The sequence below is a fragment of the Paraburkholderia sp. J67 genome (genome assembly GCF_905220265.1).
In the GTDB taxonomy this organism is placed as follows: Bacteria; Pseudomonadota; Gammaproteobacteria; order Burkholderiales; family Burkholderiaceae; genus Paraburkholderia.
The window spans coordinates 21,529-36,351 of record NZ_CAJMZK010000033.1 but is presented as its reverse complement, the minus strand read 5'-3'; the positions used below and the strand labels follow the sequence as shown (position 1 = coordinate 36,351).

12 protein-coding genes are annotated in these 14,823 nt (G+C 63.6%); 11 read left to right on the top strand and 1 reads right to left on the bottom strand.

Annotated elements, in window-relative coordinates; all coding sequences use genetic code 11:
• Positions 1-71: 71 nt before the first annotated feature.
• The 6 genes from U5782_RS35715 (at position 72) to U5782_RS35690 (ending at position 7,121) form a co-directional block, all read left to right on the top strand.
• Positions 72-2,423 (top strand): ATP-binding protein, encoded by a 2,352-nt coding sequence (locus U5782_RS35715; protein WP_322048563.1) that lies wholly within the window; start codon positions 72-74, stop codon positions 2,421-2,423.
• 18 nt (positions 2,424-2,441) lie between these two features.
• Positions 2,442-3,188 carry a methyl-accepting chemotaxis protein gene (locus U5782_RS35710; RefSeq protein ID WP_415914468.1) on the top strand — a complete coding sequence of 249 codons (747 nt, stop codon included), beginning with the start codon at positions 2,442-2,444 and terminating at the stop codon, positions 3,186-3,188.
• Complete coding sequence (locus tag U5782_RS35705) at positions 3,185-3,715, top strand: hypothetical protein (RefSeq protein ID WP_322048561.1); 531 nt, start codon at positions 3,185-3,187, stop codon at positions 3,713-3,715. The genes U5782_RS35710 and U5782_RS35705 overlap by 4 nt, the downstream gene beginning before the upstream one ends.
• Positions 3,716-3,773: 58 nt before the next feature.
• Complete coding sequence (locus U5782_RS35700; RefSeq protein ID WP_322048560.1) at positions 3,774-4,763, top strand: chemotaxis protein CheX; 990 nt, start codon at positions 3,774-3,776, stop codon at positions 4,761-4,763.
• Between the two features lie 51 nt (positions 4,764-4,814).
• The gene (locus tag U5782_RS35695) at positions 4,815-5,180 is read left to right on the top strand and encodes a response regulator (protein ID WP_322048559.1); all 366 of its coding nucleotides are present in this window, start codon (positions 4,815-4,817) and stop codon (positions 5,178-5,180) included.
• Between the two features lie 402 nt (positions 5,181-5,582).
• The gene (locus U5782_RS35690; RefSeq protein WP_322048558.1) at positions 5,583-7,121 is read left to right on the top strand and encodes an amino acid permease; all 1,539 of its coding nucleotides are present in this window, start codon (positions 5,583-5,585) and stop codon (positions 7,119-7,121) included.
• 598 nt (positions 7,122-7,719) lie between these two features.
• On the opposite strand, the gene U5782_RS35685 is transcribed toward U5782_RS35690, so the two are convergent.
• Complete coding sequence (locus U5782_RS35685) at positions 7,720-10,035, bottom strand: FdhF/YdeP family oxidoreductase (RefSeq protein ID WP_322048557.1); 2,316 nt, start codon at positions 10,033-10,035, stop codon at positions 7,720-7,722.
• Positions 10,036-10,234: 199 nt separating this feature from the next.
• Here U5782_RS35685 and U5782_RS35680 point away from each other — a divergent pair, with 199 nt between their 5' ends.
• The 5 genes from U5782_RS35680 (at position 10,235) to U5782_RS35660 (ending at position 14,811) form a co-directional block, all read left to right on the top strand.
• Positions 10,235-11,698 (top strand): PLP-dependent aminotransferase family protein, encoded by a 1,464-nt coding sequence (locus U5782_RS35680; protein WP_322048619.1) that lies wholly within the window; start codon positions 10,235-10,237, stop codon positions 11,696-11,698.
• A gap of 11 nt (positions 11,699-11,709) precedes the next feature.
• Positions 11,710-12,018 carry a helix-turn-helix domain-containing protein gene (locus U5782_RS35675; protein WP_322048556.1) on the top strand — a complete coding sequence of 103 codons (309 nt, stop codon included), beginning with the start codon at positions 11,710-11,712 and terminating at the stop codon, positions 12,016-12,018.
• Positions 12,019-12,085: 67 nt separating this feature from the next.
• Complete coding sequence (locus U5782_RS35670) at positions 12,086-12,985, top strand: LysR family transcriptional regulator (protein ID WP_322048555.1); 900 nt, start codon at positions 12,086-12,088, stop codon at positions 12,983-12,985.
• Between the two features lie 123 nt (positions 12,986-13,108).
• Positions 13,109-13,597: a MarR family winged helix-turn-helix transcriptional regulator gene (locus tag U5782_RS35665; RefSeq protein ID WP_415914467.1), complete on the top strand. Its 489-nt coding sequence runs from the start codon at positions 13,109-13,111 to the stop codon at positions 13,595-13,597.
• A gap of 107 nt (positions 13,598-13,704) precedes the next feature.
• A complete protein-coding gene (locus U5782_RS35660; RefSeq protein WP_322048553.1) occupies positions 13,705-14,811 on the top strand; it encodes an HlyD family secretion protein in 1,107 nt (368 codons plus the stop codon).
• Positions 14,812-14,823 lie beyond the last annotated feature (12 nt).

Sequence of the window (14,823 nt, the reverse complement as noted above, 5' to 3'; positions counted from 1 at the left end):
TTTGGCCTTCGTGTCACGAGGCGTGCAAACGATAGCGCGCCCGGCACCACGAAGGCCCGGGGGATTTCGACATGACCATTCGTCACCGCATCACGCTACTCATCGTCCTGATGTTCGTCGCGCTGTCCGCCATCGGCGGCTACGCGGTCTATCAGACGCGCCGCAGCGCCACCGACGTTCACCAGGTTACGCAGGGCGTCGTGCCCAGCGCGCTGGCGTCCTCCGATCTCGTCTCGCTCGTGAAAGACGTACAGCTCGCGACGATGACGCTCGTCTACGCGCCCGACGCGACCACCGCGCAACTCGCGCAGGACGATCTCAAGAAGAAGGAAACCGCGCTGCGCGCCGCACTCGACGTGCAGAAGCAGGCGGCCGCGAGCCACGCGCAGGACGGCCTCGTCGCGCAGGCTCAGGAAAGCGTCGCGAACTATTTCAGCGCCATCGACGACACCGCGAAGATGAAGGCTGCCGGCAAGAACGAGCTGGCGCAGGCTTATCTGTTCGCCAACGTCGCGCAGTATCGCGACGAACTCGAAGGCATCGTCACGACGATGCGCGTGGAAAAGAACCGCCAGAAAGACGACGCCATCAACGCGCTCAGCGGCATGCTCGACACCACCACGAGCGCAATCGCTGGCGTGACAGGCATCGCTGTGGTGCTGCTCACGGCCATCGGCCTGCTGCTGTATCGCCAGATCACGCGCCCGCTCTCGCACATGCAGCAAGAGATGAGCGAGATCGCATCGAAGCAGGATTTCACGCGCCGCGTGCCGGTGGGTCGCATGGACGAAATCGGTCATTCGATCGTCGCGTTCAACGGCATGATCGAGAAGATCCAGCACAGCTCCGCGCAACTCAAGCGCAAGACGGCCGATATCCAGGCGATGTTGCAGAACATGCAGCAGGGCATTCTGACGATTGTGGAAGGCGCAACCATCCACAACGAATACTCGGCCTACCTCGAGGCGATCTTCGAAACGAACGAGATTGCCGGCCGCTCGCTGATGGATCTGGTGTTCTCGCACACGGAACTGGACGCCGACACGCTCTCGCAGATCGACGCCGCCGTGTTCGCGTGCCTGGGCGAAGACGATGTGAACTTCGCGTTCAACCAGCATCTGCTCGTGAACGAAGTCACGCGCACGATGCCCGATGGCCGCAAGAAGGTGCTCGACCTGAGCTGGTCGGCCATCACCGATGAAAACGATGTGGTCGTGCGCCTGATGCTGTGCGTGCGCGACGTGACCGAGTTGCGCGAACTCGCGGCGGAAGCGGGCGAGCAGAAGCGCCGCCTGCAGATGATCGGCGAAATTCTCGCGGTCAGCGAAGAGAAGTTCCACTCGTTCGTTGAGAGCGCAACGGGTTTCATCCACGAAAACGAACACATCATTCGCCAGCACGACTGCGCGGACAAAGGCGCGATTGCCGCACTGTTCCGCAACATGCACACCATCAAGGGCAACGCGCGCACCTACAGCCTTCAGCATCTCACGGGCGTCGTGCACGAAGTCGAGCAGCGTTACGACGCACTGCGCCAGGAAGACACGAGCCATGCGTGGGACCAGCAGGCGCTGATCGACGACCTGCATCGCGTGCGCGAGGCGGTCGATCACTACGCGACGCTCAACGAAGTCAGCCTCGGACGCGGCACGCGCAGCAAGGACGAGCGCGTGGCGATCGGGCGCGAACAGATCGACGCGAGCCTGCGTCTGCTGGACGATGCGAACAACGACGATATCGGCTCGCTGCGCGCGATGCGCGAGGAACTGCGCCGTGTGCTGAACGGTATCGGCACCGAAACCGTGGCGGATGCGCTTGCGGGTGTGATCGATTCGCTGCCGTCGCTGGCGCAGGAACTCGACAAGGTCGCGCCCATCGTGCGTATCGACGATGGTGGCTACCGTCTGCGTAGTGAAGCGGCCGGCACGGTGAGCGACGTCTTCACGCATCTGCTGCGCAATTCGCTCGACCACGGCATTGAAATGCCGGCACAGCGTCGCGCCCAGGGCAAGGACGAGGCGGGTCATATCGACATCAAATTGACCATGACCGAGGGTGCATTGCGCATCGCACTCGCCGACGATGGCCGGGGTCTCGCACTGGCCCGCATTCGCGGCATCGCAGCGGAGCGCGGCTGGCTGTGCGAAGGCGATTCGATCAGCGACGACGCGGTCGCGGCCTTCATCTTCCGCGCGGGTTTCTCCACGGCGCAAAGCGTGACCGAAGTATCGGGGCGCGGCGTGGGCATGGATGCGGTGCGCGACTTCCTCGAACGCGAGGGCGGCCGTATCGAGCTGCGTTTCACCGATCACCGCGAAGGCGCCGATTATCGGCACTTCGAAACGATCGTCTATCTGCCGCACACCTGCGCAGTCGCCACGGCGCCTGCACGCAAGGCTGTGCAAGAGGATGCGCTGGCATAGCGCGCAGTGGGGGATCAAGTGGTGTTTCCGTATTTGATCGGCGCGGTGGCGGGCCTCGCGGTAGCGGTGCTGTGCGCCTTCGTGTTGCGACTGCGTGCGCGTGGCCAGGCAAGTGAGGCGGTGCTGGCGCTTCAGGAGGCGCACGACGCGGCGCTCGCACAGGCCGATACGCGCCTGCGCGACGCACTGGAAAGCGCGGCCGAAGAGCATGAGGATCTGGCTACACAGCTTGATTCGCTGCGCGCGGACCTCGCGCAACGCCGCATGGTGGCAGACGCGATGGAAGCGGCGCTGGCAGCCGAGCGCGCGCGCGGCACCGACGCGCTGCAACGGGTCGAGCGCATCGCCGCCGAGGCCGCGCGTCTGAAGCAGATGTCCCTGACCTTCGAGCGCTGGCACGAGCAGATGACCTCGCTGATGGCGCAGAACCACGACATGCACCAGAAGAATCAGGAGCTGTCGTCGATCGTGAGCCATGTGCTGATCGTCTCGCTCAATGCGTCGATCGAAGCGGCGCGCGCGGGCGCGGCCGGACGCGGCTTTTCGATCGTGGCGGGCGAAGTGCGCACGCTGGCGACGCGCTCGCAGGAACTCTCGAAGAGCTATCGCGACAGCCTGCATCGCAACGACCTCATCACGGCGGCGACCTTCCAGGACATTCAGGCGGGCGGCAAGATGATCGCGGCGTCGCTCGCCAGCGTGGAATCGCTCTCGCAGCAATTGCGTGCGGAACTCGACCACGCGCGCGCTGAGGCGCACGCATGATCGGCACGCACGCGCAGGACAGCTTCGAGCGGATTTTCTTCGGCGCGGCACGTACGCGTCTCGTTACCGATCCGCAGCACGCCTGCGAGATCGCACCTGCCTCGAACGACGTGGCGCAGGGCGAGCACGTGGTGGTGCTGACGATTTCGTCGATGCAGTTCCGCTTGCTGCTGTTGCTGCATGTGAAGGATGACGAAGTCACACGGGAGTACTACGCGGGCGAGAACGGCCGCACGGTGGTGGACACGTTCATGGAATTCGGCAACCTGTGTTGCGGGTCGATGAACCAGCAACTGGTCGAGCATTTTCCCGACCTCGGCATGTCCACGCCGTATTCGCTTGGCGGCCAGTGCCTGCCGTATCTGCGCGAATTGAAGCCGGACAGCGTGAAGTCGTATGCATTAACGCTCGACGGTCGCGTGCGCCTGGGCGCAACGCTGTGCATCTGCACGCATGCGCCGCTCGATTTCATCGCCGTGGAACTGGCGGCGGAGCACGAGAGCGCTGGCGAACTCGAACTGTTTTGAACACGATCTGAAGCAGCAAGCAATACATACGCAATCGCAAGCGCAGGAAAGCCAACGCATGAACACGAACAAGCCAGTCAGCAAGATCCTGCTGCTGGAGAACGATACGGCCCGTGCCGACGCGATCGAAGCATTCGGCGCCGCGCATCATCTCGTGTGCGTGCCGGTGCGGCGCGACGCGCTGGCCGCGGCGCTGCAAACGCACTATGACCTGGGCGGTGTGCTGCTCGGCGAAGACTTCGGCGGTTCGTTTGAAGCGGCGGCTGCAGTGGCCATCGCGCTGGAGGCGGAGCGCCCCGAACTGCCGATCGTGCTGCGCCGCGCGTCACGCGACGAGGCGCTGCCCGAAGCGCTGCTGCGCGTGCCGCGCGCGAACTGGTACGAGGACGAGCCGCACACGCTGCATGCGGCGCTCGACGCGCACGTGTTCTCGCACGAGTATCCGGACCCGCTCGTGGATGGCATCACCGATATGACGTTCGGACGCCTGCGCGGGCTGTTTCCGGACCTCGAAGTGAACTGGGACGCGCCGAGCGTCGTGCGCGACCGCATCATCTTCGGCGAAGTGCTTACGCTGATTCCGATCGAGACGGCGTGGTGCCGAGGCTGGCTGCTGATGCAGACCGAGGAGATGCCGCTGATCGAACTGCTGCCGCCGCGCGCGGGCCGCGACGAAGCAAGCGACTTCCGCGACGTGAACGGCGTGCTGGGCGAACTGACGAACCTCGTGTGGGGCGCGTTTCGCAACCGCTATCTGGGCAACGCGAACAACGCCGACGAAGCCGGGACGGGCGGCGTGGGCCGCGCGCAGGTGCAGGTGCCGCTGCTCATCAACCATCGGCGGCGTTACCTGTCGTTTGGCTCGGACAATCCGCAGCTATGCATCAAATACCGCCTCACGTGCCCGACGACGGGCCGCGAGGTGGTGATCGACCAGCGCTTCGTGTTCAGTCTGGGCTGGTCGCGCGAAGGTTTCGACGAGACGGCGGCACAGGCCGCGGCCGCCGCCGAAGAGGAGCAGGCGAGCGGCGAACTCGAACTGTTTTGACGGACCCATTTTGAGAAGCGCGCCGGTCATGGCGCGAAGGAAAGAGACAACATGGCAAAGATTCTGGTAGTGGACGATTCGAGCACGGTGCGCGACGAAGTGGCGGGCTTCCTGCGCAAGAACGGTCTGGACGTGGACACGGCGGTGGACGGCAAGGACGGCCTCGCGAAACTGCGCGCCAACCCTGGCGTGAAGCTCGTGGTGAGCGACGTGAACATGCCGAACATGGACGGCCTCACGATGGTCGAGAAGATCCGCAGCGAACTGGCGAACACGGCGGTGAACGTCGTCATGCTGACGACGGAAAGCAGCCCGGCGATGAAAGAGCGCGGCAAGGCGGCCGGCGTGCGCGGCTGGATCGTCAAGCCGTTCAAGGGCGACGCGGTGCTGGAGACGTTTCGCAAGCTGGCGGGTTGAGGCTTCTGGCCAGGCGTTGACTGGCTGCCACTGAGCGCGCGGGAACAAAAGGCTGATTCGATATTGATCGGGTCGGCCTTTTTTATTTGGGGATCTATTGCGGTGAAGCCTGGCGCACCGGCGCTCCTCGAGACCTTCCCGCCTCCCCAACTCCTCACTACGATAAAATGATGGGTTGCGCCTTCGAGGGCGAGTAGTCCATTCGGTCGATCAACTGGCACGCCCGTCGGGGCGTTGCGTCAAATTGCGGGGTCGAATCCCTGCACTATGCGGCGACATCGCCACCGGTTTTTGTCAGACACGCTTGAAGAATGGTCAGGGCATCCGCCTGCGGAATGACCGCGGCCTCGAGAGACAAGGCCTGAAACCTCAGTCACATTCGCTAGAAAGAAACAGAGTTATATGGATTCGGATTCGCATCGCGTTTCGGGGAGCCCATCCCGCTCCGGGAACGAGCAGCCCACATTGCAGCGCAGTCTAAAAGCGCGCCACCTGACCATGATTGCGATCGGCGGCTCGATCGGCACAGGGTTGTTCGTCGCTTCAGGGGCGTCCATCTCGCAGGCCGGACCGGGCGGCGCGCTGGCCGCGTACCTCGTCATCGGCCTGATGGTGTATTTCCTGATGACGAGCCTTGGCGAGATGGCCGCGTTCATGCCGGTTTCCGGCTCGTTCGCGACCTATGGCGCGAAATTCGTCGACGAGGGCTTTGGTTTCGCCCTCGGCTGGAACTACTGGTACAACTGGGCGGTGACGATCGCCGTCGAGCTGGTGGCGTCGCAACTGGTGATGGGCTACTGGTTCCCTCATGTGCCAGGCGTCTGGTGGAGCGCCGCGTTCCTTGGCGTGATGTTCCTGCTCAACGCGCTTTCTGTGCGCGGCTTCGGTGAGGCCGAATACTGGTTCTCGCTGATCAAGGTCGTGACTGTCGTCGCGTTCATTGGCGTGGGTTTGCTGATGATCGTTGGCGTCATGAAGGGCGGGGCGGATCACGTCTGGAGCAATTTCAGCTCGGATGGCGGTCCGTTCGTGGGTGGTTTGCCCGCACTGCTGGGTGTCACCATGATCGCGGGCTTCTCGTTTCAGGGCACTGAGTTGATCGGCGTTGCCGCTGGCGAATCGGAAAACCCCGGCAAGACGATTCCGCGCGCGGTGCGGCAGGTGTTCTGGCGCATTCTGCTGTTTTATGTGCTCGCGATTATCGTTATTGGTCTGCTGATTCCGCATACCGATCCGAATCTGCTGAAGTCCGATGTGACCGATATTGGCGTGAGTCCGTTTACGCTCGTGTTTCGGCGTGCCGGTCTTGCGCTGTCGGCGGGTGTCATGAATGCCGTGATTCTCACCGCCGTGCTGTCGGCCGGAAATTCGGGCATGTATGCGTCCACGCGGATGCTCTATAACCTCGCCGTTGAAGGGCGTGCGCCTAAGGTTTTTGCGAAGCTTTCTTCGGGTGGCGTGCCGCGTAATGCGCTTTATGCGACTACCGCCGTTGGCGCGCTGTGCTTCCTGTCGTCGATGTATGGCGACAAGACCGTCTATATGTGGCTGCTCAATACGTCGGGGATGACCGGGTTTATTGCCTGGCTCGGTATCGCTATTAGCCACTATCGGTTCCGAAAGGGCTTTGTTGCGCAGGGGCATTCTTTTGCGCAACTGCCTTATCGGTCGAAGTGGTTTCCTATCGGGCCGATTTTTGCCTTTGTCGTTTGTCTCGTGATTATGCTCGGGCAGGACTATCAGGCTTTCACCGCTAACAAGATCGATTGGGCGAGTGTGATGGCCACTTATATCGGCATTCCGCTGTTTGCTGTTATGTGGCTTGGGTATCGCGTGGTGAAGCGTAGCCGCTTTATTCGTTATGATGAGATGGAAATTAGCCCGCTTACGGGGCGGGTTTCTGCTGCGCGGGATGCGATTGAGGTTAAACAGGAGGCTTAGTTCGGCCTGTTGCTGAACCTTTGGCCTTTCCTTGATTTTTTGTCGGTCTATTAGCGTTGCCCCTGTGCGGGGCGGCACCTACTTTTCTTTGCCGCGGCAAAGAAAAGTAGGCAAAAGAAAGCCGCTCAAACCGCTAATGCTTCGCAGTCCGAGTCATATCTTATGACGGAGTGGTGCAGGGGCGTCCGCCACCTCGCACCACAAAACGAAGTGACAAAGCCGTCATACCTCCGGGGACGCTACGCGCCCCGTGGGGCATAACCGGCGCAAACCGAAGGTTTGCCAGAGACTGCGAAGAAGCGTCAAATGCCGCTGGTTTCCCTTGCAGACCCGTCCGCTGCGCGCGTAGCGAGCAGCGGGATGAATGAGTCCTTTGTCACTTTGTTTTGCGGTGCGAAATGACGGATGCACCTATACCTTTCCCCGTGTACGGCGGTTTGCCGACTTCGTCACACTAGCGGTGTGAGCGGCTTTCTTTTGCCTACTTTTCTTTGCCGCGGCAAAGAAAAGTAGGTGCCGCCCCGCACAGGGGCGACGCTAATAGACCGATAAGAAAACAAGGAAAGGCCAAAGCCGCAATTAAACCGCGAAGAAAGCATCAAGCCGCGATAGCAACAACTTTGGAAGGCGAAAGCAAAACCGGAATCGACTTGGAAGTAGGCGTCCCAGCGCCATCGGCGATAGAAGAAAGCGGCACGAGTGGATTAGTCTCGGGATAGTAAGCACCGAGACACCCGCGCGGAATATCATATTCCACGAGCAGAAAGTCTTCGACATGCCGCTCGACGCCGTCGTCCCAGACGCTGGTGATATCGACATGCTGCCCAGGCTCAAACCCAAGCATGCTCATATCTTCGCGATTAGCAAACAAAACGCGCCGCATGCCATAAACACCACGATACCGATCATCAAGCCCATAAATCGTAGTGTTGTACTGATCGTGCGAGCGCGTAGTCATAAGCGTCATCAACTGCTTGCCATGCTCGGCCCGCGCGCGATGAATCGGCGTATCGAGCGCGATGGCATGCACGACAAACTGCGCTTTGGCGCTAGGCGTTTTCCACACACGATCGCGCGAAGCGACGCCAAGGTGAAAGCCACCGGGTTGCTTGAGCCGCTCGTTGTAGTTCTGGAAGCCGTCGAAAACCTGCTCGATCCCATCGCGAATCTTCGCGTAATCGCCAGCAAGATCGAGCCAGTCGACTTTCTCACTGCCCAGCGTGGCATGCGCCATCTTCGCAACGATGGCGATTTCCGACAGCAGATTCTGCGACGCAGGCCGGTTCATGCCATACGAGATATGCACCATGCTCATGGAGTCTTCGACGGACACGCCTTGCGGCACGCCATTCTGAAGATCGATTTCGGTGCGCCCGAGCGTAGGCAAAATCAGCGCGTCTTCGCCATGCACCAAATGGCTACGGTTCAACTTCGTGGTCACATGCACAGTCAGCGCGCAAGAGCGCATCGCATCGAACGTGCGCGGCGTGTCCGGCGTGGCGATGGCAAAGTTGCCGCCAAGGCCGATAAACACCTTCACATGCCCTTCGAGCATCGCGTGAATCGTTTCGACCACGTCATAGCCGTGCTCGCGCGGCGGCTCGAAATCGTAGGCCTTGCCGAGGCGGTCGAGGAACGCCTGGGTCGGCTTTTCCTCGATACCCACGGTGCGATCACCCTGCACGTTCGAGTGGCCGCGAACCGGGCACAGGCCCGCGCCGCGCCGGCCGATATTGCCGCGCATCATCATGAGGTTCGAGAGCAACTGGATCGTCGCCACCGAATTCTTATGCTGTGTGAGGCCCATGCCCCATGTCGAGATGACCGCACGGCCCTTCACGTAGATGTCGGCAAGCTTGAGCACTTCTTCGAGCGGCACGCCCGCTTCTGCGACGATGGTGTCCCACGATTCGGCGCGCAGATCGGCGGCGAAGGCGTCGAAGCCCACCGTGTGCTCGGCAATGAAATCGACGTCGAGAATGCGTTGCGTGCCTTGCGCAAGCGCCTGATCGTCGAGTTCGATGGTGCGCTTGGCCACGCCCTTGATCAGCGCGAAGTCGCCGCCGATGCGTGGGCGGATAAACACCGAGCTGATCTGCACGCCCTTGGGCGAGAGCATGTCGAGCGTGTGCTGCGGGCTCGCGAAGCGTTCGAGGCCGCGCTCCTTGAGCGGGTTGATCGAGACGATAGTCGCGCCGCGCTTCGCGCAGTCGCGCAGTTCGCCCAGCATGCGCGGGTGATTGGTCGCGGGGTTCTGGCCGAAGATCAGGAGCGTGTCCGCGTGCTCGAAGTCGTCGAGCGTAACCGTGCCCTTGCCGATGCCCACCGTCCCCGGCAGGCCGCGGCTCGTGGCTTCGTGGCACATGTTCGAGCAGTCGGGGAAGTTGTTGGTGCCGTACATGCGCACGAACAACTGGTACAGGAACGCGGCTTCGTTGCTGGCGCGCCCCGACGTGTAGAAGGCAGCGCGGTCCGGATCGTCGAGCGCCTTGAGGTGCTTCGCGATCAGCTTGAAGGCGTCGTCCCATTCGATCGGCACGTAGCGGTCGCGGCGCGCGTCGTAGACCATCGGGTCGGTCAGGCGGCCGTGCTGTTCCAGTTCGTAGTCCGATTGCGCCATCAGGTCGCTGACCGTGTGCTCTTCGAAGAACGCTGGCGTCACGCGCTTGCTGGTGGCCTCCGCCGCCACGGCTTTCACGCCGTTTTCGCAGAATTCGAAGGTCGAGGCGTGTTCGCGGTCGGGCCATGCGCAGCCGGGGCAGTCGAAGCCGTCGGGCTGGTTCTGCTTGAGCAGCGTGCGGTAGTTGCCGCCCGTCACCTTCTCCTTGATGAGGTTGATCGCGACCTGTTTCAGGGCGCCCCAACCGGCGGCGGGATGATGGTACGGCTCGATGCGGGCTTCAGGCTTCTTCATGATGCGCAGGGCTTCGGATTCGTATGGGCGGACCGCCCGATGTGCTGAGACTACTGTGTTCCTGTGCACCCGGAGATCACAGAAAATCGGAAAAGCGAGGGGTACAGTTGCGGCGATTTGACATAGACTCTGGGGATCGCCTTTGCCGGCCGCCGCCGCGACCGATGCCGCCATGACCGCTACGCAGACTGTGCCCCCCGTGCCCCGCTACGAACAACTAGCCGACGATATCGAGGCAGGCGTGCAGCGCGGCGTGTTCGGGCCCGGCGAGCGTATTCCTTCGGTGCGGCGCGCGAGCGAGCAGCATGGCGTGAGCATCAAGACCGTGCTGCATGCCTATGCGTTGCTGGAGAGCCGGGGGGTGATCGAATCGCGGCCGCAGTCGGGGTTTTTCGTGAAGGCGCGGCCCAAGGTGCACAGCGCGCAAAGCCGGCAAGCCGCGCCGAAGCCGCGCCGGGCGGCTGTGCCTGCCGTGCCCGCGCCGGCGTCCAGCGCGGCATCCGCCGCAGCGCCCGTGGACGTGAGCCGCCTCGTGCTCTCGACGCTGCGCAGTATCGGCGCGCAGGACGCCGTGCCGCTCGGCTCGCCGTATCCCGATCCCGCGCTCTATCCGTGGCGGCGCGTGAACCAGTACGCGAACGCCATCGCGCGGCGCCACGCGAGCTGGAACCTGATCGACGATCTGCCGCCCGGCAATCCCGAACTGATCCGCCAGATTGCGCGCCGCTACGCCGAAAACGGCGCGACCATCGACCCCGACGAAATCGTCATCACCGTGGGCGCGACCGAGGCCATCAACCTGAGTCTGCAGGCGGTGGCCAAACCCGGCGACACGGTGGCCGTGGAGTCGCCTACCTATTACGCGATGCTGCACGCCATCGAGCGTCTGGGCATGCGCGCGATCGAGGTGAGCACACACGCAGACACCGGCATCGACCTGGACGCGCTGGAGCGCGTGCTCACGCGCCAGAAAGTCGCCGCCTGCATGGTGATGCCGAACTTCCAGAATCCGCTGGGCTTTCGCATGCCCGATGAAAACAAGGCGCGGCTCGTAGCGCTGGCGGCCGCGCACGATCTGCCCGTGATCGAGAACGATGTCTATCAGGAGTTGTATTTCGGACAGTCGCGGCCTTCGTCGCTCAAGCAGTTCGATACGCGCGGGCTCGTGCTGCATTGCGCGTCGTTTTCGAAGAGTCTGTCGGCGTCGTATCGCATCGGTTGGGCGCTGCCGGGCCGCTACCGCGCCCAGGTGGAAAAGCTCAAGTTCCTCAACACGCTGACCACGCCTTCGGTGCCCCAGGTCGCGCTCGCCGATTATCTGCGCCACGATGGCTACGACCGCCATCTGCGCCGCCTGCGCCGCTTCTATCGCCAACAGGCGCGGCTCATGCGTGCGATGATCGAGCGTTTTTTCCCGGCGGGCACGCGCACGTCCGACCCGCAGGGCGGCTACGTGCTGTGGGTCGAGTTGCCGCCGCGCGTCGATTCGATGCGGCTCTACCAGGCCGCGCTCGCGCAGGGCATCACGATCGGGCCGGGCTATATGTTTTCGATGCGCAACGACTTTCACCACTACATTCGCCTGAACTATAGCTATCCGTGGACCGGGCAGACCGAAGCGGCCTTGAAGACGCTCGGCGAGCTGGCCGCGAAGATGGCCTAAGGAGACGCACGATGAACGACGATGACGACAACGGCAGGCCCGACGACGATGGCGACGACGGCGAAATCGATCCGGTGCTGGTCGCGATTCTCGAACAACTCTGGCGCGCCTATCGCGAGTCGCCGCAGCGCGAGTGGTCGCTCGCGAAGCTCTCCAAACAGGCCGGCGTGCCGATGAGCGGACTGCGCCGCCAGTTGACCGCGCTCGTCGATGGCGGCCTCGTGGTGACCACGCTCGCCGAGGACGGCACGGGTCGCGCGAGCCTGTCCGAAGACGGCCGCGCGTTCTGCGCCGAGGTGTTCGGCCAGGCGACGCCGTGATTTTGCGTGCGCCAGCACGTTTGCGCGCGCGGCTTTAAGCTACGCCATCGTTTCTATCGTCATCGCTATGGACTATATCGACACCCTGCGGATTTTCCGTTCCGTGGTCGAGGCGCGTAGCTTCACGCGCGCCGCGGACATGCACGGCCTCGCCACGCCGGTCGTCTCGCGCGCGATCGCGCGGCTCGAAAAGCGTCTGGGCAGCCGGCTCTTTCATCGGACCACGCGCGCGGTCTCGCTGACCGAGGCGGCGGAGCGCTTCTACGACGGCTGCTGCCGCGTGCTCGACGACCTCGACGCGCTGGAGGCGGGCGCCACCGAGCAGACGCGCGAAGCCAACGGCGTGCTGCGGCTCGTCGCGCACACCACGGCCACGGTGAACCGGCTCGTGCCGCTCATCTCCAGCTTCAAGCGCGCGCATCCCAAGGTGACGCTCGACGTGATGCTGACCGAGCGCCCCGTCGATCTGGTCGCGGACGGCTACGATCTCGGCCTCGTGCTGCCGTTCATGCTCAACACCGACAGCACGGTGACCAAACTGCTCGAGCGCATCCCGCTCGCGCTCGTCACCACGCCCGCCTACCTCGCGGCCACCTCCACGCCGCAGCATCCGTCGGAGCTGGCCTCGCATGTGTTCGTGCCGATGCCGCCTTCGCTGCGCAAGCCCTCGCTCACGTTTCGCGCGGGCGAGGAGGACGTGACGGTGCCGCTCAAGTACGAGATCGCTTCCAACAATCCGGAGTTCAATCGCGAGATGGTGCTGGAGGGTTTCGGCATCGGCATCCTGCCGCGGGCGCTGGTGCAGGGGGAGTTGAATTCGGGCCGCCTCGTGACGCTGCTCGACGATTTTCCGATCAGCGACATGCACATCGAGATCCGTCTGGCCTACACGTCGCGCACGCTGCTGCCCGCGAAGGTGCGCGCGTTCATCGACCATGCGACGGAGTTTTTCGGCGGCGTGAAGTAGTCGGCGAAGAAAGTCGATTGAAAGCGAGAGCGGCCAATAAACGGGGATTGTTCTCCGCGCGGCTATAGTGTGATGCCGCGCGCGGCAGTTGTGGCGATCCGTACTGCCGTCTAATCTGTGCGTATGCACACTTACGCCGATCTTCTTGCCGAACTGCACGTCGAGGTGGCCGCCGATGCTGAGCAGTCTCCCGCCCAGTTTCCCGAGCATGACGACTGCTTTGCCGTGCGCCAGGCCGCTCGCCATCTCTCGCAGCTTTACGAGCGGCACCTGAGCGCGGCGGGGCTCACGCCTACGCAGTTCAGCATTCTGGGCTCGCTCGGCGCGGCAAGCGAACCGTCGCTGACGATGGCGCAACTCGCCCGCACGATGGTCATGGAGCGCACGACGCTGGTGCGTGCGCTTCAACCGCTGCTGCGCGGCGGGCTGGTCGAGGATCTGGCGCAGGCGAGCGACAGCCGCCGTCGCCTGGCGCTCACGCAGGCGGGCCGCACGCGGCTGACCGAGGCGAACGTGCACTGGCGCGCGGCGCAGGACGAGTTCGAGCGCCGCTTCGGGCCGCAACGCGCGGCGTGGTTGCGGCGCGAGTTGTTGCGCATCACGCGGGTGTGAGCGCAGGAAGGTGGGATGGTGGGTTTCGAGTCGGGCCGCTTTAGTTCGCTCGAATCGCAAGGTGGCAATTCTTTAACTTAATCAGTGCATATACACAGGTGATCGTCATGTCGAGTCCTTCCACTCCAGCCACGGGCGCGGCGCCGCGCGAACGCACCAGCCTGCCGTGGATGCGTCTTGCGCTTGGCGCGGTGGCGCTCGCGCTTGCGGCAGCGGGCGGCTACTGGGTCCTCGTGCTGCGCTTCGTGCAGACCACCGACGACGCCTATGTGGGCGGCAATGTCACGGTGATGGCGCCGCGCGTGAGCGGCTTCGTCGCCGAGATCGACGTGCAGGACAACCAGCGCGTGAAGGCCGGCCAGTTGCTGATGCGTCTCGATGCGCGCGACTACGACGCGAAGCTCGCGCAAGCCGACGCCGAACTCGCGAGCGCTCGCGCCGCCGTGACGGAACTCGAGGCGCAGCGCACCTTGCAGACGGCGGTCATCAACCAGCATCAGGCCGAGGTGCGCTCATCGGACGCCGAACTCACGCGTAGCGCCCAGGACCAGACGCGTTACCGTGCGCTCGTGAAGGACGACGCCGTCTCGAACCAGCTGGTCGAACGCGCCGATGCCGACTTCGCGAAGGCCCAGGCCTCGGTTGCGCAGAGCGGGGCGTCGGTGGTGGCGGCGCAGCGCCAGCTCGACGTGCTGGCCGCGAAGATCGCCGATGCGCAGGCCCGCGTGGGCACCGCCGAGGCGAGCCGCCGCCTCGCCGCGCTCAATGTCGAATACACGACGATCCGCTCGCCGGTGGACGGTTTTATCGGCAATCGCACGGCGCGCGTGGGCATGCTCGCGAACGTCGGCTCGCCGCTGTTGACCGTGGTGCCCGCGAGCGACCTCTGGGTGGACGCGAACTTCAAGGAAGACCAGTTGAAGCAGATGCGCGCGGGTGACCGCGCCGACATCGAACTCGACGCCGCGAGCGGCACGCTGCACGGCACGGTGGAAAGCCTCGCGCCCGCCACCGGCGCGACCTTCAGCGTGCTGCCGGCCGAGAACGCCACGGGCAACTTCACGAAGATCGTGCAACGGGTGCCGGTGCGTATTCACGTGAATGTGCCGAAGGGCATGGAAGGTGTCATGCGCCCCGGCCTTTCGGCGACGGTGAAGGTGCATCTGGGCGAACAGGGCGAGGGTGCCCAGTCCGGCGCGGGCGCCTCGAACTGAACGCCAGGCGAG

Coding starts and splice junctions, on each gene's coding strand:
- U5782_RS35695 (WP_322048559.1), top strand. CDS start 4,815: ATGGCAAAGATTCTGGTAGTGGACGATTCGAGCACGGTGCGCGACGAA.
- U5782_RS35660 (WP_322048553.1), top strand. CDS start 13,705: ATGTCGAGTCCTTCCACTCCAGCCACGGGCGCGGCGCCGCGCGAACGC.
- U5782_RS35715 (WP_322048563.1), top strand. CDS start 72: ATGACCATTCGTCACCGCATCACGCTACTCATCGTCCTGATGTTCGTC.
- U5782_RS35675 (WP_322048556.1), top strand. CDS start 11,710: ATGAACGACGATGACGACAACGGCAGGCCCGACGACGATGGCGACGAC.
- U5782_RS35670 (WP_322048555.1), top strand. CDS start 12,086: ATGGACTATATCGACACCCTGCGGATTTTCCGTTCCGTGGTCGAGGCG.
- U5782_RS35665 (WP_415914467.1), top strand. CDS start 13,109: ATGCACACTTACGCCGATCTTCTTGCCGAACTGCACGTCGAGGTGGCC.
- U5782_RS35685 (WP_322048557.1), bottom strand. CDS start 10,035: ATGAAGAAGCCTGAAGCCCGCATCGAGCCGTACCATCATCCCGCCGCC.
- U5782_RS35700 (WP_322048560.1), top strand. CDS start 3,774: ATGAACACGAACAAGCCAGTCAGCAAGATCCTGCTGCTGGAGAACGAT.
- U5782_RS35705 (WP_322048561.1), top strand. CDS start 3,185: ATGATCGGCACGCACGCGCAGGACAGCTTCGAGCGGATTTTCTTCGGC.
- U5782_RS35690 (WP_322048558.1), top strand. CDS start 5,583: ATGGATTCGGATTCGCATCGCGTTTCGGGGAGCCCATCCCGCTCCGGG.